The following is a 23,850-nucleotide window of genomic DNA, read 5'->3' as shown; positions in this document are numbered from 1 at the left end:
CTTAAATGGATAATATACTTGTAGAGACGCCATTCAGGGTCTCTACAAGTTAACATGACTGATAAATTTACTGATGAGGCGTAATGGATACCCGATTATTACGTGCTTTTGTTGTTTTAGCTGACACGGCAAACTACCATACGGCTGCATCCCAATTGTGTATCACCCAACCCGCACTAACGAAGCAGATTAAACTGTTAGAGCAACAGCTCTCAATAACGTTATTTGAACGAGGTCGACATGGTGCACAACTGACTGAAAATGGTCGTAAGCTGCTCCCTTTTGCGCAACAAGTATTATCTCAAGCTGAGCTACTTTTGAACCGAGCAAGCGAATTGAGTACCCAATTCCCGAAATCTATTCATGTTGGATTTGGCATATCAACGTTCCAAGAAGCCTCTTTTTTCGTTGCGCGTTTGCGAGAACATTTAAAACAGACAACGATTTACTTTGATGATATGCCGTCAGATATCATGTCGCAAAAATTAGAAAATCACCAATTACAGGTTGCATTTTTACGCCGTCCTGAAATTGCATTTTCTACAGATTTTACAGTGCACCCGTTAAAACAAGAGACCTTGGCTCTCGCCATTTCGACATCACAACTCAGTGATGACCCCGTGAAACAGCTATTAATAAAGCACCCTTATTTATCGCTGCGTAAAGAAAGAGGTAGCGGACTATCACATCAAATCGAACGGTTCCTGGGCCAACAGGGGGTCTCATTAGAGCCGGTACAAGAGGCTAGCGATATTCAAACCATCATCGCACTGGTTGCCGCTGGTGTGGGAGTCAGTTTAGTTCCTTATAGTTCAAGGCATATTAGCCGCCACGATGTGGCTTTTATCCCCATTGAAGACAGCCCATCGGCTATGTGGAATATTGATGTAGTTTGGTCATTAGCACTGCCTAAGCCTTGGCAAAATACCATTATGACACTACTTAAAGAAACTATGCTTCGTTTCAATCATAGCCCGAGTCTAAAATAATACTATTTAGTGATTGCTATGGTCATGTCAGGCTTCTTAATCGTAATTTCATAAAGGAAAGCGCATTCGCTTTCCTTTATTATTCGTCGCTATGCTTACCTATCAACCACAATATTTTTATTGACGATATTATCACTGCGGTTCCCCACCATCTGAGCGAACTTTTCGATAGGATCTGTTTTTAGTGCATACAATCTTTTTAATGCCAATGGGTTATCCCCTAAGCGTACTTTGCCTTGTATAGTCGTTACAGCAAGGTGCATTCCTGCTTGTTTTGCTGCGTTCATTGCCGTTTGGTTAAAACCACCAAATGGATAGGCTAAATAACGTTGCTCACGGGTAAATGGTTGTAAAGCATGCATAGAGCGTTGGAAATCTAAGAAAATAGTATGCTCTTTGCGACTAAAAATAACAGGGTTTTTACGAGCATCTAGCTTATGTAAGAAATGCGTGTGTGATTGAATATTAAACACATCTTGGCTACTTTTAATTTCCTGCTTACTCATAAATTGCAAACCATCTGCCGACCACTTTTGCGGCACACTTTTAATACGCGAAGAAATAACGAACAATGTGGCCTGTTGATGGTTATTTTTTAAAATTGGATACGCGTAGCGATAAACCGATTTCAAGCCATCATCAAACGTCAACACCACCGATTTAGCAGGCAAATTAACCGATTTATCTAAATATCCCTCAAGATCAGATAATGACAGTGTTTGGTAACCCGCCTGCTTCAAGTAATCCATTTGGGCGCGAAATGCCTCGACAGAAGTGGTCGTCGATGTATGCTGAAATTTTTTATTCTCACTTTCTTTGAGTAAGTGATGATAAGTGAGAACCGGTATCCCTTTGTCTATCTCAACCTCATCTGATTTGATATACCCTAAGCGGTCACCTAAGCGAATGGTTAACCAAGCTGTTTTTTCACCATTTTTTTCTGTTTTGATCATCCGATCCAACACGGGATAACGCAAATTACCAAATAGCATCGCGATTGGCTGGCTGTTTGCTTTTGCTGAGCGATAGACTAATGTGTTTTGTGTCGTGATCAGATAATTGTAGATAGGGTTATTTAAGTCATTTAACCTATCGTCTTCCGGTTTTAAGCGTGGTTTTAAAGGTGATACTTCTTCTGTATTCACATAAGCATAATCATTACCAAACTGCATAGGTCGATAATCACCAGCAGGCTCATACATATAGAAACCATGTTCAGAATAAAGCTCGGCGACGGCTTTCATTTCCCCAGCAATAGGCGCAAAAATCGTCTCATTCTGTTTAATCTGCATGAGTGTTGGTGGGGTATCAGCCAATTGCCAATCTTCTGTACTTTGTGGCGGTGTTAGAGCAAATGATTTTGGGATCAATAAAAAAATGAAAATAACAAATAATATCCACGACTGATTACGCATACTCTACCCATAATAACGACCAGAGAAAAAAACCGGCTTATTCTAAACCGACTCAATAGCTATTATCCCTATACTTTACAAAAAATAATTTATCTAAATAAGATGATGACGAGAGATAACACACTCAGTGTATTCTCATCATTGTCTCAATTCGTATAACGAATAACCAATTTTTAGTGGCGGGGGCGATAGTGGTGGATCGTATTCGCTATGTTGATATAGCCCTTTCATTCAGGGCTATACCACAAATTTAATCATATTTAACGATAGAAAATTGCCTTTTCAGCCGCTTTCACATCAAGCGATTGCTGCCAATTCACTAACGTCAAATGGGCAAGTTCCGCGAGTCCGACATAGAAAGGAAAATGGGCATCTGCCTGCATTTTATTAAGATAGTGCACACCCCAAGGCAATATGTGTTGAGCCAACAGTTCATTGAGTTTGGCAGGGTTATTTTCTGCCACCCATGCGACCATCATTAATAATAAGCCAAAGTGATCTTCTGGTTCATTTTGCGTTAAACAAATATCAATCTGGTTATGTTGCATCCACTCGCGTAGTTGCAATGTTGATTCACCAAAAATCACATTCTCTTTATCGAGCCAAACAGATCCCCAAGGTGGTGCTGGTAACGCATATGGGCCTATAAATAGCCGCTGATATGCGTCATCCAATGTTTCATTATCTGTCTGTATTATTGCCATTTTATCGGCGATCGCCTGCTTTTGCTCCTCAGAGCCATACGGCCACTCTTCCGCCCATTGTGGCGTTGATAGCAATGCGATAATGTCTTGGATATCATTCGGTGCATAATAAAAGGCAGCACCGAGTACGCGTGCTGTCAAAGAGATAGAATTTAAAGTTTGTTCACTCATGGTGTATTTTATTCGCTTATTATTCGATACTTAACGGCTGTTTGCCTTGATTTAACCACAAATAGTTTAAAAGGCTTAGCAGTAAATCACTAAGCCTTCTTCTCAGTTTAATTAACCGCCATACCAACGGTCATATGTAGGCCGTAAAAAACACCACGCCCCACGATTTCACCTGCGAGCACGAATAAAAAACCGATCCCCATATTAATCACAGAAGGGTTACGTTTTGCCACTAATGGCATTATCCAACAACCTAATCCCATTGCGATGGCAACGATTTTAATATCCATGAGTATTCCATAATCTGGCACTAGGTCGACCGCTTTTTGTACGGGTGTTTCTATACTTGCCAAATCAAAGCCTTGGGTGATTGCCACACATACACTGACGAGTAATGCAACCACACTCAATGCAGGAATACGGCGAATACATTGCAAATCAAACCCAGCGATACGTAACAACAGTGCGGCTAATATTGGGCCACCAAGGAATGCCGTTAAGACAAAATTTAGGGTGGTATAGCTGTTATTCCAAGTTGGAACAGTATCAATCAGGTAAACGCGAGATGTTGCAACAATAAAGACTGCTGCCATGACCATCACGACTAATAGCCATAATTTGCCGAGTGCCGCTGGCATTTTATTAAGCACCGCCAGAAGCCAGTAAAAACCGCCCAAGGCAAAAAATAGCGCCCCACTCGCTACCTCATTACTCAGTGATGATGCCCCTAAGCGATTAAATGAGTTGAAAGCGCGTAACGGTGTTCCCATATGTGTTGTGGATAATAGGAAGCCTATCCCCATCAATAGCCACAAACCAAACATGCTGTAATGCACTTTACGGTGAAGCTCTGTTGACAGTTTTCCACTGAGTATCACCGCTGCCATAAAAATAAAAGCACCCGCCACGCTTTGGCCTATCACCGTGAAAAACATCAATGGCCATTCATGAATTCCCGATCCCATATTATACCTCCTCCGGGTTAGCCAGATGCCCAGTGGTATCTCCGACAGGACGGCTATTGGCATTCAATTTTAAGACAATGTTTGGATGCGTATATTTTGCCGATGGCAATGGCGCGATTTCCGCTAAAGTCCCATATTTTTCACGTAGCTCTTCAATAGGCGCCATATCCAGTGCTCGTAATGGACAAGACTCAACGCAGATAGGTTTTTTACCTTCTGCCACTCGCTCATAACAGCCATCGCATTTTGTCATATGCCCCTTCACTTCATCGAATTGTGGAGCACCGTAAGGGCACGCCATACTACAGTAACGGCAACCGATACACACCTCTTCGTCGACAACAACAAAGCCATCTTCACGTTTATGCATCGCGCCACTTGGGCATACTTTAGTACAAGCAGGATCATCACAGTGGTTACAAGATATTGACAGATAATAGGCAAAGATATTCTGCCCAAATACACCATCCTGCTCGGTCCAATCTCCTCCTGCATATTCATAGATGCGGCGGAAGTTAACTTCCGGAGATAAGTTTTTAAAGTCTTTGCATGCTAGCTCACAGGTTTTGCAGCCAGTGCAACGACTTGAGTCGATATAAAAACCATATTGCGTTGACATAACTGACATCCTTAAGCTTTAACAACTTCAACAAGATTAGAATGTGATGGGTTCCCTTTCGCCAAAGGCGATGGGCGTTGGGTGGTTAACACGTTAATACTTCCAGCGTGATCCACACGGTTACCATCTGGGTCATACCAAGCCCCCTCACCCAAACCAACGACACCCGGAACAATACGTGGTGTGACTTTCACTTTCACACGTACCTCGCCTCGGTCATTAAAAACGCGGGCTAAATCACCATGCTTAAGATCCCGTTTTGCGGCATCTTGTGGGTTGATCCACAACTCTTGTGGGCAGGCGGCTTTCAGAACATCCACGTTGCCATAAGTAGAGTGAGTACGTGATTTATAGTGGAAACCTGTTAACTGTAATGGGTACTTATCCATAAGTGGGTCGCCATATTGCTCAAAACCCGGTGAATAAACAGGTAATGGGTGGATCACATCTCCCTCGTCTAGCTCCCACGTTTTTTGCAATTCAGCTAATTGGGAAGAGTAGATCTCAATTTTACCTGACGGTGTCGTCAGTGGGTTCGCAACGGGGTCTTCACGGAAGTTACGATAGGCAACATGATGGCCTTTCGGATCTCGTTTTTTGAAAATACCTTGTGCGCGGAACTCTTCAAATGTTGGTAATTCAGGCAATGCTTCGCGAGATTGTTCGTATAAATGACGTAACCACTCCTCTTGGGTTCGATTCTCGGTGAACTGCTCACCAACGCCCATACGCTTAGCAATTTCGCTCGTCATTTCATAGATATTGCGGCTTTCAAAACGAGGTTTAATCGCCTGATCAGCAAAAATAACGTAAGACATGTTGCCCGCCGAGGCATCCATACAGAAATCCATCTGCTCCGATGCGGTACAATCAGGCAGCAAGATATCCGCATATTTTGCTGAGGCTGTCATGTGGTTATCAATCACCACAATCATTTCGCATTTAGATTCATCCTGTAAAATTTCATGAGTGCGGTTAATCTCTGAATGCTGATTCACTAAGCAGTTTCCTGCGTAGTTCCACACCATCTTAATCGGCACATCAAGCTTATCTTTACCACGGACGCCATCGCGGGTCGCTGTCATCTCAGTGCCACGTAATATGGCATCGGTCCACATAAACATTGAGATGCTGGTTTTGACTGGATTGGTTAAGGTCGGCATACGAACAAAGGGAATGCTGTACGACCCTTCCCGAGCACCAGTATTGCCACCATTAATCCCGATATTACCGGTTAAAATAGCGAGCATGGCGATCGCGCGAGAGGCTAATTCGCCGTTAGAGCGACGTTGAGGCCCCCAACCTTGAACGATATAAGCAGGCTTCGCCATGCCGATCTCGCGGGCGAGTTTCACGATACGTGCAGCAGGGATACCTGTAATAGGAGCTGCCCATTCAGGCGTTTTTGCTTGTCCATCGGGGCCGTCACCTAAAATATAGGCTTTATAATGTGCATTTTTCGGGGCCCCAGCTGGCATTGTCGTTTCGTCGTAGCCCACACAGTACTTATCAAGAAATGGCTGATCGACTAAGTTTTCTTTGATCATCACATAGGCAAGCGCACTCACTAACGCCGCGTCTGTTCCCGGTCGAATCGGGATCCATTCATCCTCACGTCCAGCGCCTGTATCGGTATAGCGGGGATCGATAATGATCATTTTTGCATTCGATTTTTCGCGAGCTTGTTCAACATAATAGGTTACCCCGCCGCCGCTCATACGCGTCTCACTCGGGTTGTTGCCAAACATCACGACCAATTTGGAATTTTCAATATCAGAAGGACTATTACCATCAGCCCAGCCGCCATAGGTATAGTTCAGCCCTGCGGCAATTTGCGCGGTACTATAGTCACCATAGTGATTTAAATAACCGCCACAGCAATTCATCAAACGAGCAATTAATGTTGCACCCGGTGGCCATGATTTTGTCATCGTGCCACCTAACGTACCTGTACCGTAGTTTAGGTAAATAGATTCGTTACCGTAGTCATTGATTAAGCGCTTCATGTTGTTAGCGATAACATCAAAAGCCTCATCCCAACTAATACGTTTGAATTTTCCTTCACCACGTTTACCAACACGCATCATGGGGTAGCGTAGGCGGTCTGGGTTATACACGCGACGTCGCATTGAGCGTCCACGTAAGCAAGCACGTACTTGATGCAGTTCTTCATATACATCATTACCCGTGTTATCGGTTTCGACGTATTTAATTTCACCATCAACGACGTGCATACGTAATGGGCAACGGCTTCCACAGTTTACAGTACATGCACTCCAAACTACTTTCTCTTCTCCGGTGGGTGTCGCTGTTTTTTGCTCTGCGGCAGCGGAGGCGCTGAAAGGTAGAGAGAACCCTCCAGCCGCTGCTGCCAAACCCGTGATAGTTCCGGCCTTAACAAAGCCACGACGGGTAAGAGGAGCAAAAACGGATGCTTTCTCTTTTATATTTGCCATACATAACTCACTCAATTAATTTGCTTTAAATGTTAAAAAGTAAACTTCCAACAAAACGGAATAAAATATATTTAAGGTGTGTACTGCCAGTAATAGACACGATTAATCACATGGGTGAAAAATAAGATTTTGATAATTTAATGATAACAACCCATCAAATTAAGAGATTGTTTTACATCAATAAACAGACTAATAACTCACGTTATTAACCAAACTAACCTATTGAAAATATAAATAATTTATAACATTACCGATATGTACAGCAGTATATACTGATGAATTTTTATGATAAATTGATAGATGAAATCAGAATTAAATATCGATAGCTTTATTTATCAAATAATATTTTTAGTGAATTATACCTAAAAACAAAACGTCTATATTAAGTTAAAGAATAATTAACAAAAAAATTAAACTAATAATGTTAATAAAAATACCGATTATTCATATCTATCATGATAAAATACATAATATAAACTTTATCAATAAACAATAAACTAAAATGATAATTATTAGTATTTATTTGAGTTTTCGATAAACCAACTCTATTTGGCTGATGGCACATTGAATGCAAACATCTTAAAAAATCATTTATTTCAATATATTATGATATTTTTCGTATGCAGATTAGCTGTTTCAATAAAATAAAAAATTAAATGGCAATATCGAAACAGAACAGTGAATATTCAATAATTCCTCTCCTATCATCGATAATACATTTATTTTTTTAATCTAAATACGTTACTTTTTATATTTAAAATGACGTCTAATATGATATTTTTACGCATATTCTTAGCATGAAATTATTTTTATTTACGAGTATTCCGAATAAAGATAAAGCGCATGTAACAAATAAGCTAAAAAGTAAAAAAACTCATATAAAACACTCAGTTAGTTAAAACATTTAGTGTTGTTAGTTATCTAAAAATGACATGAAAAACAGGATATTGATCTCAATATTTAATTTACATTACCGTCAAATATTGACTCACTAAGTAAATACCGCTATTTGTTGAATTATTGTTAACTAATATTGCGGTGGTGATAAATTGGAAATATCTCAAGATAATGTAAAAAGAACGGATGCAACGCTAGATGCCAATGCAAGATCAAAATGCATTCGAGGAATTGTTGGAGCAGCTTCTGGTAACCTAGTGGAATGGTTTGATTTCTATATCTACGCTGTTTTTGCTGCCTATTTTACTAAAGCGCTTACTCCGCAAAATATGGATCCACTGACGCAATCTATCTATGTCTGGGGGGTGTTTGCTGCAAGTTTCTTTATGCGTCCAATTGGTAGTTGGCTATTTGGTCGGATTGCTGATCGCCATGGTCGAAAGCGTTCGATGGTCGCATCCATTTATTTGATGGGGTTTAGTTCTTTCTTGTTTGCCGCCTTGCCAACTTATGAGCAAGTCGGGATGTTTGCACCATTGTTATTGCTACTCGTGCGCTTGTTGCAAGGCTTATCTGTCGGTGGCGAATATGGTGCCGTCGCAACCTATATGAGTGAACTCGGCCTTAAAGGACAACGGGGCTTTTTTGCTTCATTCCAATATGTCACATTATCCGGAGGGCAGTTATTAGCAAGCTTGCTCAGTGTTATTTTATTAGCGTTTCTCACTGAACAACAGCTACAGGATGGTGCTTGGCGTATTCCTTTTGTCATTGGGGGGATTGCAGCGATAGTCTCATTAATTGCTCGAAAACGCCTTGATGAAACCTTAAGTAATGAAGCATCAGAAGCAAAAGAGTCAGGTTCTTTAATCGCCCTTCTAAAACAGCATTGGAAATCTTTCTTTTTAGTCGTTGGTTATACTGCCGCAGGCTCTCTCTGCTTTTATATTATAACCGTTTACTCAAAGACCTATCTCACAAACATCGGTATTGATAGCAAAGTGGTTGGTTACATTATGACCGTATCACTCTTTGTGTTCATGCTGTCTCAACCTGTGTTCGGCATTATTTCTGATAAAATTGGCCGCCGAGCAGCAATGATTACCTTCACGCTATCCATGCTGCTATTTATCTACCCAGTGATGGTGATTGGCATGCGTTATTTTGCTCAGTCTCCTATCATTATCGCCTTATTACTGATTTTCTTAATGATGCTGTTAAGTTTTTACACTTCTATTAGTGGGCTAGTAAAAGCTGAAATGTTCCCACCTCATTTACGAGCGTTAGGTGTTGGGGTCTCATATGCGATAGGGAATGCTATTTTTGGCGGCTCGGCTCCCTCTGTTGCACTACAATTTAAAGCCAGCGGCGCAGAAAACGCCTTTTTTATCTATGTCATGGTTGTATTGTGTATCTGCTTATTTTGCTGCTTCCAGCTGCCTAAAGAGCCTGAGTATTTAAATGACCGCCATTAATTAACTTATACAATCAAAAGACCCCCAATCATTGGGGGTCGCTTCAAATCCTTGACGTTTTTTACCTAAATCCATTACTGCCCTGGTAATGGCACTAAATCACTTTCAATATAACGTCTGACCAAGGTGGCTAATGCAACCAGTGAATCAACGTGCGTTCTTTCCCAACCATGTGAGCTATCCAGTGCAAAACAAGCCAATGCCACGCGGATATCCCACCCTGCATCGACGGCAGCGGCACTGTCTGAGCGGTAGTGTTTAAAGGTATCTCTCACATGAGGAATATCATACTGTTGGCACAGCTTAAGTAGGTGGCGTGTGATAGCTAAATCAAATGGACCTGTTCTATCACGAAATGCCAATGTTAACGCATCATCCCGCGTTGTTTGATCGGGAGCCGACACCGAGTTATCAATGGCTAACAGTTCTTGTACTTCAGCACCAAAGCCATGCGTTCCCCCAATACCGACTTCCTCTGAAATAGTAAACATGATTTGGCAAGCCACTTCAGGCAGTACTTTATCATCCACCAGCGATTTCAATGCAGCTAATAACACTGCACAGCCCGCTTTATCATCAAGATGGCGAGAGACGATAAAACCATTATCAATAAACTCAGGCTGTGCATCGACTGCAACCATATCCCCTACATTAAAGCCATGTGCTAATAAATCAGCATGGTTATAACAAGGTGCATCAAGGCGGATTTCAAGGTTATCCCAATCGGCAATCTGGGTATCCACTTCAGTATTAAAACGGTGCCCCGATGCTTTTAACGGCAGAATAGTTCCCCGATATTGGTTGTTGTCACAAAATACTGTGACTCTCGCTCCTTCAGCGAAACGTGCGGCCCATGTTCCCGTGTTACGTAGTGCCAATCGCCCATTCGGCTTTAATTGTGTCACCATTGCACCGAGAGTATCTAAGTGTGCCGCTAGTGCCCTTTTGGGCTCACCATTGCCTAACGTAATATGTAGCACACCTCGGCGGGTGTATTGCGGTTGAAAACCTAATTCTGCGAGCCATTGATGAGTCTGCGCTACGGCATTCTCTGTCATACCTACAGGGCTAGGCGTTTGTAATAGCGTCTTTAATACAGATTTAAGATAATCTTGATCAATCATGTCATTACCTGTCTTCACTTAAAAATCGTTCTTGTAAGGTTGCTTGCAAGGCCAGCATGGCTTGTTCCGCATACGCCATATGCGCTTCCATAATCGCTTTCACTCTAGGAGCATCTTTACGGCGCATGGCGTCAATAAGTTGATATTGATAGTCAATCCCTTGTCGACGATCGACAGGTTCAGGCTTTAGGTAGATGTCTTTGCAAATCGCCAAATCCTTAAGCAACCGTTGAAGAAAATGACAGATAAACACTAAAAGTACGTTATCAGAGTAGCTCGCAACAACAGCGTGAAAATCCAATTCGGCCATCCGCTGCTGCCAACGTTCGGCTTCATCAACTGGCTCATGATCATAAATCGCTATCGTGTCATACAGTTTTTGAAAACCTTCATTATCCATATTGTCGATAGCGCTAACTGCCACCACAGGCTCTAATAATTTACGTAAGGTATAAATGTCTTTTATCGAAATATTCCGTGTAAACAAATAATTAGACAGTAAACTCATCGCTCGCGCTTCTGTCATAGAATCAATAAATGCACCGCCACCAGGCCCCGTTTTCGTTTTTATCAACCCTTGGACTTCTAGCGATTTTAAAGCTTCTCGAACGGTGCTTTTACTGGCGCTATAACGCTCTATTAGATCTTTCTCTTGTGGCAGTCGATCACCTGGCATTAAATTATCCGCCATGATCGATTCTTTAATCGCATTCACAATTTCATCCGTGCGTTTAATTCGTCCTGTTTCTGTCATCGGCTGTTTCTCTGTGTTCATATTTTTCTTCCGGCCGTCGTCTGTTGTTCTATTTTTCATCTCCACACTCGCCTTTTACTCAAAAGAGAGCCTTGGCGCGCTGGTCAATAAATTCTGGGTATAACTCTGTTCAGGGGCAGCAAATAAACGATGAGTTTCCTGACATTCTAGCAAATCACCTAAATAGAGCACGGCCACTCTGTCAGCAATTGATTCAACGACGGCTAAATCATGACTTATAAATAAGTAAGATAACGAAAATTGTGTTTTTAGCTCTTGTAGCAACAACAACACTTGCGCCTGTACCGAAACGTCCAATGCGCTAACAGGCTCATCGAGAACGAGGATCTGTGCATCGGCTGCCAATGCTCGTGCAATCGCTAAACGCTGAGCTTGCCCACCCGAAAACTCATGTGGATAGCATGCCAGCGCATCCAATGGCATACTTACGGCCTCGAGTAACTCATGTAATCTATGGGTTTGTTCAGATTTATTCATCTGCTTAAGGTACTTTAAAGGTACGGATAAGGTTTCTCCGATCGTTTTACGTGGGTTCAATGATGCAACAGGATCTTGGAAAACATATTGGATAGCTTGACCGAAGGCTCGTGTTCCTTTTTTTTGCCACTGAGAACGGTTTTTTCCCAATATGCGGATCTCCCCTGATGTTTCCTGCTCCAATCCAACTAAAATACGGGCAAGAGTACTTTTCCCCGAACCGCTTTCCCCAACGATCGCCAATGTTTCACCTTCATAAAGATCTATTGAGATGTTTTTTAGAGCCTTAACTTCTCTACTTGTTGGATGAAAAAGGTTAGGTGGGCGACCAAACGTTTTTACCAATTGATTGACTTCAATGACCTTATTCATGACACCTCCTGCACCGCGTCTGGTTTAGCGCTATAAATATCTGCAACATGGGTAAGAAATGCTTTTCCTTCCCCCAGTTTTGGCACACTGGCAATCAAGCGACGCGTATAAGGGTGCTGTGGCTGATGAAGTACCGTTTGTGTTGCGCCCGTTTCTACAATTTGGCCTTGCTGCATCACCGCCACCCGATCACAAATTTGGTTAATCACCGCAAAGTCATGGGTAATAAAAAGTAGCGCAACCCCTCTTTCACGACGTAACTTATTGAGTAATTCTAAAATGCGTGCCTGTACAGTGACATCCAGTGCCGTTGTCGGCTCATCGGCAATAATTAACACCGGATCATTCGCAAGAGCCATGGCAATCCCAACACGTTGGCGTTGCCCTCCAGAAAGTTGATGGGGATAAGCGTGATAACTCTCTTTTGCTGATGGAATACCAACACTCTCAAGTAACTCAATCGCCTTATTCTTCGCTTGTTGATCGGAAAGGGATTGGTGAGCGGTGATCGCCTCTTGTAATTGTGCACCTATCGAAAACTGTGGATGCAGTGTCGTCAACGGATCTTGAAAAATATAAGAGACTCTAGCGCCACGGCGTTGCTGTAACGCCGATAGAGATAATGACAACATCTCTTCTTCATTAACATAGATCCCACCACCGGTGATCACCGCTGGCGGGGAAGCTAATAGCCCCATAATGGACAGTGCTGTAACACTTTTACCAGAGCCACTTTCCCCTATCAGCCCTAAACACTCACCACGCGCCACTGAAAAACTGATATTTTTAACCGTTGGGCGCAATAGAGGCCCTTGACGAAAACCAACACACAGTGACTTCACTTCTAACACCGCCTTGCTGCCTTCCGTACGTGCTGGAATATCAATACGTGCGGTTTCTGTCACTGGTTGCGAGCGATGCAAAGCCCCTGATTTGAGTCTTGGATCAAGTAAATCGCGAATGCCATCACCTAATAAATTAAAGCTAATGACGATAAGAAAAATCATAATGCCGGGCACTAATGCAACATGGGGCGCCACGAACATCTGTGCTCTACCTTGCCCTAGCATTGATCCTAGGTCGGCATTCGGCGGCTGTGTTCCTAACCCTAAAAACGACAACCCCGCCGTTTCCAAAATCATCCACCCTATCGTGGTTGACATAGTCACGACAATAATAGGCAATACATTCGGTAAAACTTCCGTTAATAGAACTTGAATATGGTTTTTACCTGATAACCTTGCCGCCTGAATAAAATCACGATCGCGCAAGCCTACTGTTAGCCCTCGAATATTACGTGCAAAGAAGGGAATATTAACCAAAGCTATCGCGTATAACGCATTAAGTAAGCCCGGCCCAAGTACAGCGACAATCGCCAATGCCAGTAAAATATAAGGAAAAGCCATTAACATATCGATGCAACGCATCAATAGGGTATCAGTTCGCTGCCCAACATAGCCGGCAATTAAGCCAATTAGCGTACCTAATACGGCTGCAATTAACGTCGCAGAGATCCCCACAAGCAGTGATACCCGTGTTCCCCATAATAACCGTGACAAAATATCACGCCCAAGATGGTCGGTTCCCAACACATGACCCGAAGAAAAAACAGGTAATAATCGATTAATGAGATCCGTTTTATCGGGATCAGGCAGTGGCAGCCAAGGTGCTAGTAATGCTGACAACATAATGACCAATAAGATCGCTAGCCCTAATGCAGCTAAACGATTGGTCATTAACAAAGACCAAGCTGATTGGCGATAACGTGGCTGGATAACCGGTGTAGTAATTTGGCTCATGATTTTAACCTCGGATCCAAAAGTGCCTGCATCAAATCAGCAAACAAATTAATAAATACATAGGCTGCTGCTGCAATTAAAACACCGCCCTGCACTAAAAAGAGATCACGTGTCGCAACCGCTTTGACCAACATGGCACCTAGCCCCGGCCACTGGAATACGGTTTCGATATAGACAGCACCGCCTAGAACAAAACCAGCCTGAATCCCAATAACGGGGATCACTGACACGAGCGCCATACGAAAAGTATGACGAAAAATAACTTTGCGTTCGCTAAGTCCTTTTGCTCGAGCTGTACGAATAAAATCTAAGCGCAAGACCTCTAACATCGCAGTACGAGTTAATCGAGCAATGACCCCTGTCGCGACTAAAGAGAGCGTCACTGCTGGCAGAACAAGATGGTGCAATAGGTCACCGAACCCACCGCCTTGCCAAATCGAATACATCCCTGACGCAGGAAACCATTGCAGTTGTACCGCAAACAGCATGATCATCAATAGGCCGATCCAAAACGATGGCATCGAAATGCCCAGTAACACGGCTAGCGTGATCACTTTGTCACTCCAGCTAAACTGACGGATCGCCGAAATAATGCCTGCCAACAACCCTAAAACAGAGCTGAGCAACAGCGCACTGCCCCCAAGAATTAAGGTGGCTGAAAAACGTTCTAATACCTCGTCAGTGACAGGACGATTGAGTACGAATGAGCGTCCAAAATCCCCCTGCAATAAATTACTTATCCAAATAAAGTATTGTTGATATAGCGGCTTATCTAAACCAAGTTCCTGTTTTACCCGCGCCACATTCTCTGGTGTTGCCCATGGCCCGAGTAGTGCTTGAGCGGGGTCACCAGGGATCAACGCCATGATGAAAAATACGATAAGCGTGAGCCCAATTAAAATGGGTATCGTCGCTAAAATTCGTTTAACACAATATAGCCACATAGGTTCTTCCCCAGTAAATCTTCCCGTCGTAACCGTTTTAATGCCGAGTAAAGGCTCGCTACTTTGTTATGCCGTGAAATTAAGCCAATTGATCCGTTAATCTTTATGAACGTCTTTAAGCAATAAATTAAAATTTGGCTGTAATTTAAAATTACTGATCCGCGCACTGGCGACCGCATTTTGCTTCCAATTTGCCACAAACAGCCATGGCGCATCTTGGTGAACTCTCTTTTGTACCTGCCGATAAAGCCGTGCCCTCTCAGCCATATCGTTTGTTACTCTTGCCTTATCTAATAAGCTATCGAGTTGTTTATTCGCGTAATAGCCAGAATTAAATCCCCCTTTCTCTGGCCATGATCCAGAGTGCAGCGTCAAAAAGGGTAAGGTGTCAGGATCGTTCGTCATCCATGCCATTTCCGCCATATGTGCTTGTTTAAGCCCTGAATTCACCTTTGATAAATAGGTATTCCACTCAAAAGTCTGTATTTCAACTGACAGCCCAACGGCCTTTAGGTCGGCCTGAATCGCTGTCGCCATCGGGATCGGATCCAACATGCCAGATCCTCCCTCTGTGACATAAAAAATAATTTTTTGCCCTTCTGCTCCCGCCGCTTTAATCAATTCACGCGCTTTTTGAGGATCGTAAGGGTAAGCCTCCGTTTCAGGATCAAACGCCCAATCGAAAGCTGAAGGGATTGGCCCCTGTGCAACATCTGCGGAGCCTTGAAGGATATATTTAACGATATTCTGTTTGTTGACTGCGTAATTCACGGCTTGCCTGACACGCACATCGTCAAATGGTGGACGTGATGCATTCAACATGCCATACCAAACATGCGGGCCTGTTGCTTGATACAAGTGAAAACGTTTATCAGAGGCAAACAGTGGTACATTATCCGCGGGCACTTCAACCATCGCATCAATCCCTCCCGACAGCATTTCAGCCACGCGAGTATTAGCGTCAGTTATTGGGCGAAAAACCACATATTGCAGTGACGGTCGCCCTCCCCAGTACTGATCATTGGCTTCCACAACAACACGCTGATTCGCCGTCCACTCGGTAAATTTAAAAGGCCCTGTCCCACTTGGATGGCGACCAAAATTTTTATCGTATTGTTTAACGGCGGTTGGCGAGACAATCAAACCTGCGGGGGTTGCAAGATTGGATAAAAAAGGGGCAAACGGCTCTTTTAACCGGAAGATCACCGTGGCGTTATCGGGCGTTTCAATGTTGTCGATAACAGAAAAGAAAAATGATAAAGGAAAAGGCCCTGTATGATAGTAAGGATGCTCACGATTAAGCATACGTTCGAACGTAAACTTAACCGCTTGTGCATCTAATGGTGATCCATCATGAAAGCGAACCCCTTTGCGTAAATGAAATGTGTAAGTCAGTCCATCCTCACTCACATTCCATGATTCGGCCAGTGCAGGCTCAAGCTTTAATGAACCATCAGAATTGCGCACCAACCCCTCATAAATATTCACCAAGATCCGTGAATCATTGGCAGCCGTCGCCACCTGAGGATCTAATGATTGCGGTTCAGCCACTTGCCCTAATAACAATACATGGCTGTTTTCATCGCCCCATAGCGGAAATGAAAAAGCGAAGAGAAGTGAAACTGTGGCTACCCATCTGCGTAAACACATGCCCATATTTGTTCTCCCTGGTGTGGTGACGATGCTGTGATATGTGTCAATTTTGTTAAAATTATTCTCTTTTTCTTTATTTATGATGATAAATTAACTTTCTCGCAATAATTTATAATGATAAATTTGATCGGTGTCTAATTTATGAGGTGTAAAATGACTTTTTCTATCGTCGCTCGTTGTGCAAAAACGGGGGAAATTGGAGCAATAACCGCAACAGGTGGTCCCGCAGTAGGGGCATTAGTTCTCCATGGGGCAAGTTATCATGGTGCGATTGCCACACAAGCCATGACCAACCCCATGGCAGGTATAACCGGAGTTGAATTCCTTCGAGAGGCTATGCCAGCTAAAACCTGTTTAGATGTTTTGCTTAAAAAAGATGCCGCCCCCACATTAAGGCAATTGATCATTATTGATAAACAAGGCACCAGTGCGCATTGGACAGGACAGGCATGTTTACCTTGGTGTGGTGGCTTATCTGAAACCAATTTAGCGATTGCAGGTAATATGCTCGCAGGAGAGCATGTTTTACACGCGCTATACGATACCTACCATAAATACTCAGAGTTAGCGCTAGCAAATAGGCTATTAATGGCAATGAAAGCGGGTGAAAAAGCGGGAGGTGATTATCGAGGAATTCGTTCAGCGGCACTCAAAATATGGCACCGTCGCCAATATGCAGATATTGATATTCGCGCTGATTGGTCACAACAACCTTTATCTGACTTAAACGTTATTCTGCATCAAATATGCTCAAGCGACTACGCCAATTTCTTCGCACAAATTCCCACTGGAAATGAATAATCAGCTTCACTTAACAGCAATCACGTAATTCAACTTAGGAAATTAATACTCATAATATGAAATTATCTCTAAAATAGCCGTCAAACCTTTGACAGAATGTAACAAAATGAAACATTTTAGGTGACAATTAACTATTTCAAATAGAACAAATTAGTAAACACATTTACTCTTTTTACGTCATAATTCGAAATATAAATAAAATAACCTTCTTAAAATGACGATATTTTCATAGGTTTAAGCTCTCAATTTTCCAAAAATTTACGTGAATACCAATAGTGTAAATCAGCATTTTCAATAAAAATAAATATAACAATAGTTATAAACTATCAAAAATCACTGTTTATTAGGTATAAACATTTTTACACCTACAGCAGACTCGTTATAGTAGCGCCCAAATAGAGGCGATGAGTAGAAAACTAAATAATGGAAGAAAACAAACTCAGTACACTATCGGGTTACTTTTTACGCAAGGCAAGAAAGGAGAAGAAAATCACGGGCAAAGAATTAGCCAAATTAATGGGGATCAGCCAGCAACAAATTTCTCGCTATGAAAACGGGATAACGCCACTCACAATTGATTTACTGTATAAATTTCTATTGATCTTGGAGATTGATGGCGCAAGTTTTATACAAAAAATTTTCCACGAATACGCGAACGGTAGCAATAATAAAGAGCCTGCTCCCGCCACACCACCATCACTCAGCCAATATATCAGACACTTTATTAAAGATAAAAATAGCGCAACACGCGATGAAATACGTTATTCCAATCACAATAGAAAAAATTTAGAGACCTATTCCGTCCAGCTCAAGCCACTCAATGGCGCCAAAATAAAGAGAGTTAATTCTAAAAAGGAATAAATCGCCCTATAATAAATTACACTCCAATAATAGAGGTTTATACTAAATAAGCACTTCTACCTAAGTAAATTAATTGTCATTTCCCACTGGGTTCGCCAAACTTTTAATCCATGATTTTTCTGGCATGATGATAATAAGCACAAACTATGTATGCCAATTGGTTAAAAAATAGATAACTCAAACTGTTACCTAAATAAAAAACCTGATTTATTGTAAGGATTACTTATTTAGATAACACTTTAACCAGCTTAGTCGTATATTTTACTTTTACCACTATGTGTGACTAAAAAAATAAACAAATTTAGGATTATTATTAGTAACAGTCGTTATTGAAAGGGTTAAACTGGATAAGAATTCGTCTTTGACTATTTTATCAACAGACACAAAGATAAACATATCTTCATGTTTTTTAATGATAAATCAGAGGTAAAATATATTCCTAATAGGCGTTTCAATAACAAAATATATTTTTTCAACTTTATTTTAAAATAGTGTAAACCTAAAAAGACGCTACGAATTTTCCTGTTACTGAAAAAATTGAGAATTTAGTTCAAAAAAACGACAATATAAAAAACACAAACATTTAGATATTTAATTAAATGTTTTTAAACTAATACGTATTTTATCTATTTAACCTTTCAAGAGTAAAAAGAAGGATAACCACCAACCCTCATAAAATCGGATATTTCATTCCCCTACCCTTATTAACCACACAATATAGCATTGTTTAACACTTGGCTCATTATAGTATTTTTGCTAATTACTCACTCTACGAAACAAATATCCACCGCATCTAAGTTGATTAAAAAATCACTGTACACATTATCTGACATTTCACTTTATTTTCTGCCCTCTTAAAAAGATTGAATTTTATTAAAATAGCTCGCAAACCCCTTACAGGCTTGATTATTTCTGATTATGAATATTCACATTTCTCTTACTTTTGTTAACAAATATTAACCATAGTTAACAACATCATGAAATATGATAATATGATTATCTTAAATTGTAATTATTTACTATATAAAAACTAAGGTTATTATTGAGGTTATAGATGAAAATCTCGAGAAGAAAACTACTTTTAGGGGTCGGTGCTGCGGGTGTTCTCGCAGGTGGTGCTGCGGTTGTTCCAATGATCCGCAGAGAAGGTCGGTTTGAGTCCACCAAATCTCGTGTTCCTGCTGTAGCAGGCACAGAAGGTGCATTACCAAAATCCGCTGATGCCGTTATTATCGGTGCAGGCCTTCAAGGTATTATGACTGCAATTAATCTCACCGAAAGGGGGATGAACGTTGTTATTTGTGAAAAAGGCGTTGTAGGCGGCGAACAATCAGGCCGTGCTTATAGCCAAATTATTAGCTACAAAACTTCCCCAGAAATTTTTCCATTACACCACTATGGAAAAATTTTATGGACTGGCATGAATGAAAAAATCGGTGCTGATACAAGTTACCGCATTCAAGGCCGTGTTGAAGTTCCTTCTAGCGAAAAAGATCTAGAACTCACCAGAGAGTGGATCAAAAAGACAGCAGAAAACCCAGGTTTTGATACACCTTTAAGAACTCGCATGATCGAAGGTGAAGAGCTGGCAAAACGCTTACCTAATGCACAAACTCCATGGAAAATCGGTGGATTTGAAGAAGACGCAGGTAGTCTCGACCCAGAAGTGGTTACACCAACCATGGCTAACTACGCCAAATCAATCGGGATCCGCATCTATACCAACTGTGCAGTAAGGGGCATAGAAACCGCTGGCGGTAAGATTTCCGACGTTGTGACCGAAAAAGGTTCCATCAAAACTTCTAACGTAGTGCTGACTGGTGGTATCTGGTCTCGCCTATTTATGGGTAACCTAGGCGTTGATGTTCCTACACTGAACGTTTACCTATCTCAACAGCGTATTACTGGCGTGCCTGGTGCACCGAGAGGTAACGTGCATCTACCAAACGGTATTCACTTCCGTGAACAAGCTGATGGTACTTATGCGGTAGCACCACGTATCTTTACCAGTTCTATCGTTAAAGATAGCTTCCTGCTAGGCCCTCGCTTTTTACACCTACTCGGAGGCGGAGAGCTGCCATTAGAATTCTCAATCGGTAAAGATCTCTTTAACTCCTTCACCATGGCAACCTCATGGAAGCTGGATGAGAAAACGCCATTTGAAGAGTTCCGTACCGCAACTAACACACCAAACAATGAGCACTTGGATGGCGTTCTAGAAAGACTTAGAAATGAATTCCCTGTGTTTAAAGACTCTAAAGTGGTTGAGCGTTGGGGCGGCACTGTTAGCCCAACTGACGATGAGATCCCAATCATTTCGAAAATCGAACAATACCCTGGCCTTGTTATCAACACCGCAACAGGTTGGGGTATGACAGAAAGTCCTGCATCTGGACAGTTGACTGCTGATCTATTGATGGATACTAAGCCTATCATCGATCCACGTCCATACAGACTTTCTCGTTTTAGCGAGTAATATAAAACGCTTTTACGCAGGATTTGGATGCACTCTTCACTTATGCTAATTAGGTGAAGAGTGATTGGAATGGCGCGTGAATGGTTTGTAGCTTTGCTACTGCGTTTGATATATAGCTCAATAAAATAGCCTCTATGCTAACAAGCAATAGAGGCTATTTTTTTATAAAAATAAAATGACTTCGTTTAGTAATACATCGCTATCAATTTATTATCGACAGATTTAATCTCAATAGGAGTATCAAAGATATCTTCGATAATATCGACCTTCATAATGTCATTAGGCGCCCCATGATAAACTAACTTCCCTGCTCGCATAGCGATAATATGGTCGGAGTAGACAGAGGCAAAATTGATATCGTGGATCACCAAAATAATCGTTTTGCCTAACTCGTCTGCCGCGCGACGCAGCAATTTCATCATAATGACCGCGTGCTTCATATCAAGGTTGTTGAGTGGTTCATCTAACAGCACATATTCAGTGTCTTGACATAAAACCATCGCCACATAGGCTCTTTGCCGTTGACCACCTGATAGCTCATCCAAATAACGATGACGCAAGTTAGATAAATTTAAGAATTCGAGTGACTCATCGATTTTCTTTTTGTCATCAAGGGTTAAACGCCCTTTTGTATAAGGATAGCGACCAAAACCAACTAACTCTTCAACGGTTAATCGACTTGCGAACTGGTTTTCTTGTCGCAACACTGACAAATAAGTCGCTAGCTTATCACTTGGCGTTTTTACGACATCTAGCTCATTAACCTTCACATGCCCAGAATCGGCCATTAATAAGCGCCCAATGATTGATAAAAGCGTCGACTTACCTGCTCCATTAGGCCCAATAATCGATGTAATACCACTATTTTTAATCGTTGTTGTGATGTTATCTAAGACCTTAGTATCCTGATAACTTTTCGATATCTGATTAATTTCAATCATACTAAAACCTTCTTAACACCATATAAATAAAGAATATGCCGCCGATAAACTCAATCACAACAGATAGCGTACCCGCCATGTTCAAGCCGTAATCAAGGATCAATTGCCCTCCAATAAGCGCAATCACTCCTAATAAGAAAGAGACGGGCAACAGATAACGGTGCTGACTACTACCACTAATAAAATAAGCAAGGTTCGCCACCATTAACCCTAAGAAAGTTAATGGCCCTACTAATGCTGTCGATACCGCCACTAATATCGATATCAGTAATAAAATCACCGTCACTTTATGGCGATAGTTAATTCCTAAATTGATCGCATTTGCCTGACCGAGAGCTAAAACATCGAAACAATAGCGCATACGCCACAGCAAAATACCAACGACTAGCGTAATTGCTAAAGTAAAGAAGATCAGCTCAGGGGTCGCTCGTGTAAAAGTCGCAAACATACGACTTTGTAGAATCGAGAATTCATTCGGATCCATCAACCGCTGTAGTAACGTCGCCGTACTTTTAAATAACGTACCAAGAATAATACCAACCATCAAAACGAGGTTGATATTCAACTTAGCTGAAACAAACAACCAGCGATAAAGTAATACGGAGAATAGAACGAGTAGCGATGACTCTAGCAAAAACTTCCCAATATTGAGCAACCAAGATGCAGGGAAGCTATCGGTATAAAACACAAAGATTGACTGTAATAAAATAAATAACGCCTCTAAACCCATAATAGAGGGCGTCAATATCTTATTATTGGCTATGGTCTGAAAAAGAACGGTCGAGACTCCAGAAGCAAAAGCGACCAGAATCATCGTCAGCACCATATAACCTCGGTGTGGCAAAATATAAGCAAGGTTATTGCCAAGATTGATAGTCATAAAAAGTGTAATAGCTATAACCGACAGCCCCAGTAATAGCCATATTCTTTGTAATGGTGTCATCCCTTTTTTGGGTAACACCACTGATGCATTAACTTTTTGCATAACGCTGCTGCTTCAACAGTAAAAAAAGGAAAATAATGGCGCCAATAACACCTAAAATCACACTTGCAGGTATTTCGAATGGATAACGGACTAAGCGACCGACAATATCACAGAGTAAAACTAACCCTCCGCCAGCAATACAGATCCATGGCAGCGTTTTACGAATATTGTCTCCCATAATTAAACTAATGAGATTCGGGATAATCAGTCCTAAGAATGGCAATGCTCCGACAACGACAACAACAACCCCGCTTATCAGTGCAATAATCGATAAACCAATTGTCATTACCTTACGGTAATTTAGCCCCACGTTGATGGCAAACTCACGACCCATACCCGCAACCGTGAAACTATCCGCAATCCAACAAGCAAGTAATGTGAGTAAACCGACTAGCCATAAAAGCTCATAACGCCCCTGAATGATGCTAGAAAAATCCCCGCTCATCCAAGCACTTAATGACTGTAGCAGGTCAAATGAATACGCGGTAAAGATTGTCAGTGCGCTAATAACGGCTCCTAACATTATGCCGACCAGCGGCACAATCAGCGCTGATTTTAAGATAACCCTGCGCAACAGCATCATAAACAGCATTGTACCCAGCAATGCAAACCCGCTTGCCACTACCATTTTGGTCATAATATCGGCGGTAGGGAACAGTATCATCACAAATAATAAACCCAAACTCGCTGACTGTGTTGTTCCCGCCAACGAGGGTTCAACAAAACGGTTTTGGGTTAGGAGTTGCATGATAAGCCCAGCAACACTCATAGCGCTGCCTGCTAGGATCAAGGAAATAGTTCGAGGAATACGACTGATAAAAAAGATGTCTTGCATCTCTGGATCGGTGAAAAGTGAAACGGGTGACACGTCACCCGCTCCAATAAACAAACTCATCACCGCTAATACCAATAAGGCGATAATTCCAAAAAAAAGATAAAGCGTTTTCATTG

20 protein-coding genes are annotated in these 23,850 nt (G+C 41.8%); 6 read left to right on the top strand and 14 right to left on the bottom strand.

Translation table 11 applies throughout. The annotated features are described in order from the left end of the window. Positions 1–83 precede the first annotated feature (83 nt). Entirely contained in the window at positions 84–989 is a 906-nt protein-coding gene (locus tag PR675_RS14625; protein WP_060561451.1) for a LysR family transcriptional regulator, read from the top strand. Between the two features lie 95 nt (positions 990–1,084). Here the strand turns inward: PR675_RS14625 and PR675_RS14620 are convergent, their stop codons facing one another. The 5 genes from PR675_RS14620 to dmsA form a co-directional block, all read right to left on the bottom strand. Continuing rightward, the gene (locus PR675_RS14620) at positions 1,085–2,404 is read right to left on the bottom strand and encodes a polysaccharide deacetylase family protein (RefSeq protein ID WP_004917363.1); all 1,320 of its coding nucleotides are present in this window, start codon (positions 2,402–2,404) and stop codon (positions 1,085–1,087) included. A 260-nt stretch (positions 2,405–2,664) separates the two neighbouring features. Next, positions 2,665–3,279 carry a Tat proofreading chaperone DmsD gene (gene dmsD, locus PR675_RS14615; protein WP_004917365.1) on the bottom strand — a complete coding sequence of 205 codons (615 nt, stop codon included), beginning with the start codon at positions 3,277–3,279 and terminating at the stop codon, positions 2,665–2,667. Between the two features lie 107 nt (positions 3,280–3,386). Next, positions 3,387–4,244 (bottom strand): DmsC/YnfH family molybdoenzyme membrane anchor subunit, encoded by an 858-nt coding sequence (locus PR675_RS14610; RefSeq protein WP_004917367.1) that lies wholly within the window; start codon positions 4,242–4,244, stop codon positions 3,387–3,389. A gap of 1 nt (position 4,245) precedes the next feature. Further along, positions 4,246–4,863 carry a DMSO/selenate family reductase complex B subunit gene (locus tag PR675_RS14605; RefSeq protein ID WP_014657404.1) on the bottom strand — a complete coding sequence of 206 codons (618 nt, stop codon included), beginning with the start codon at positions 4,861–4,863 and terminating at the stop codon, positions 4,246–4,248. A gap of 11 nt (positions 4,864–4,874) precedes the next feature. Beyond that, positions 4,875–7,319, bottom strand: a complete 2,445-nt coding sequence (dmsA, locus tag PR675_RS14600) for a dimethylsulfoxide reductase subunit A (RefSeq protein ID WP_060561452.1) — start codon at positions 7,317–7,319, stop codon at positions 4,875–4,877. A 1,049-nt stretch (positions 7,320–8,368) separates the two neighbouring features. Between dmsA and PR675_RS14595 the strand changes: the two genes are divergently transcribed. Then, positions 8,369–9,691 carry an MFS transporter gene (locus PR675_RS14595; RefSeq protein ID WP_004917375.1) on the top strand — a complete coding sequence of 441 codons (1,323 nt, stop codon included), beginning with the start codon at positions 8,369–8,371 and terminating at the stop codon, positions 9,689–9,691. Positions 9,692–9,765: 74 nt separating this feature from the next. On the opposite strand, the gene PR675_RS14590 is transcribed toward PR675_RS14595, so the two are convergent. Genes PR675_RS14590 through PR675_RS14570 form a run of 5 tightly spaced genes read right to left on the bottom strand, consistent with a single transcriptional unit; the run spans position 9,766 to position 15,182 of the window. Then, positions 9,766–10,815 (bottom strand): osmoprotectant NAGGN system M42 family peptidase, encoded by a 1,050-nt coding sequence (locus tag PR675_RS14590; RefSeq protein WP_014657402.1) that lies wholly within the window; start codon positions 10,813–10,815, stop codon positions 9,766–9,768. Between the two features lie 4 nt (positions 10,816–10,819). Next, on the bottom strand, positions 10,820–11,590 hold the full coding sequence (locus tag PR675_RS14585) for a FadR/GntR family transcriptional regulator (RefSeq protein WP_041705166.1): 771 nt from the start codon (positions 11,588–11,590) through the stop codon (positions 10,820–10,822). Between the two features lie 54 nt (positions 11,591–11,644). Further along, entirely contained in the window at positions 11,645–12,439 is a 795-nt protein-coding gene (locus PR675_RS14580) for an ABC transporter ATP-binding protein (protein ID WP_060561453.1), read from the bottom strand. Next, positions 12,436–14,238: a dipeptide/oligopeptide/nickel ABC transporter permease/ATP-binding protein gene (locus PR675_RS14575; protein WP_004917383.1), complete on the bottom strand. Its 1,803-nt coding sequence runs from the start codon at positions 14,236–14,238 to the stop codon at positions 12,436–12,438. The genes PR675_RS14580 and PR675_RS14575 overlap by 4 nt, the downstream gene beginning before the upstream one ends. Then, a complete protein-coding gene (locus PR675_RS14570; RefSeq protein WP_272582776.1) occupies positions 14,235–15,182 on the bottom strand; it encodes an ABC transporter permease in 948 nt (315 codons plus the stop codon). Before PR675_RS14570 ends, PR675_RS14575 begins: the two co-directional genes overlap by 4 nt. Between PR675_RS14570 and PR675_RS14565 the strand changes: the two genes are divergently transcribed. Continuing rightward, the gene (locus tag PR675_RS14565) at positions 15,103–15,282 is read left to right on the top strand and encodes a hypothetical protein (RefSeq protein WP_180977813.1); all 180 of its coding nucleotides are present in this window, start codon (positions 15,103–15,105) and stop codon (positions 15,280–15,282) included. The genes PR675_RS14570 and PR675_RS14565 overlap by 80 nt on opposite strands. Here PR675_RS14565 and PR675_RS14560 read toward each other — a convergent pair. Beyond that, positions 15,279–16,838, bottom strand: a complete 1,560-nt coding sequence (locus PR675_RS14560) for an ABC transporter substrate-binding protein (RefSeq protein ID WP_004917390.1) — start codon at positions 16,836–16,838, stop codon at positions 15,279–15,281. The genes PR675_RS14565 and PR675_RS14560 overlap by 4 nt on opposite strands. A gap of 150 nt (positions 16,839–16,988) precedes the next feature. Between PR675_RS14560 and PR675_RS14555 the strand changes: the two genes are divergently transcribed. From PR675_RS14555 to PR675_RS14545, 3 genes are all read left to right on the top strand, one after another. Further along, entirely contained in the window at positions 16,989–17,636 is a 648-nt protein-coding gene (locus PR675_RS14555) for a DUF1028 domain-containing protein (RefSeq protein WP_053109859.1), read from the top strand. Positions 17,637–18,059: 423 nt separating this feature from the next. After that, positions 18,060–18,497, top strand: coding sequence for a helix-turn-helix domain-containing protein (locus PR675_RS14550; protein WP_004917394.1), 438 nt, complete (start codon positions 18,060–18,062; stop codon positions 18,495–18,497). Positions 18,498–19,551: 1,054 nt separating this feature from the next. Then, a complete protein-coding gene (locus tag PR675_RS14545; RefSeq protein WP_004917397.1) occupies positions 19,552–20,973 on the top strand; it encodes an NAD(P)/FAD-dependent oxidoreductase in 1,422 nt (473 codons plus the stop codon). Positions 20,974–21,158: 185 nt separating this feature from the next. Here the strand turns inward: PR675_RS14545 and PR675_RS14540 are convergent, their stop codons facing one another. From PR675_RS14540 to PR675_RS14530, 3 genes are read right to left on the bottom strand one after another with little or no spacing between them, the layout of a single operon-like run. Then, a complete protein-coding gene (locus PR675_RS14540) occupies positions 21,159–21,914 on the bottom strand; it encodes an iron ABC transporter ATP-binding protein (protein ID WP_004917400.1) in 756 nt (251 codons plus the stop codon). Position 21,915: 1 nt separating this feature from the next. After that, positions 21,916–22,899 carry an iron chelate uptake ABC transporter family permease subunit gene (locus PR675_RS14535; RefSeq protein ID WP_004917402.1) on the bottom strand — a complete coding sequence of 328 codons (984 nt, stop codon included), beginning with the start codon at positions 22,897–22,899 and terminating at the stop codon, positions 21,916–21,918. Then, a complete protein-coding gene (locus PR675_RS14530; protein ID WP_004917404.1) occupies positions 22,886–23,848 on the bottom strand; it encodes an ABC transporter permease in 963 nt (320 codons plus the stop codon). The genes PR675_RS14535 and PR675_RS14530 overlap by 14 nt, the downstream gene beginning before the upstream one ends. Positions 23,849–23,850: the final 2 nt, after the last annotated feature.

The sequence above is a fragment of the Providencia sp. PROV261 genome, assembly GCF_028477945.1.
In the GTDB taxonomy this organism is placed as follows: Bacteria; Pseudomonadota; Gammaproteobacteria; order Enterobacterales; family Enterobacteriaceae; genus Providencia; species Providencia stuartii.
This window is presented reverse-complemented; position numbering and strand designations above follow the sequence as displayed.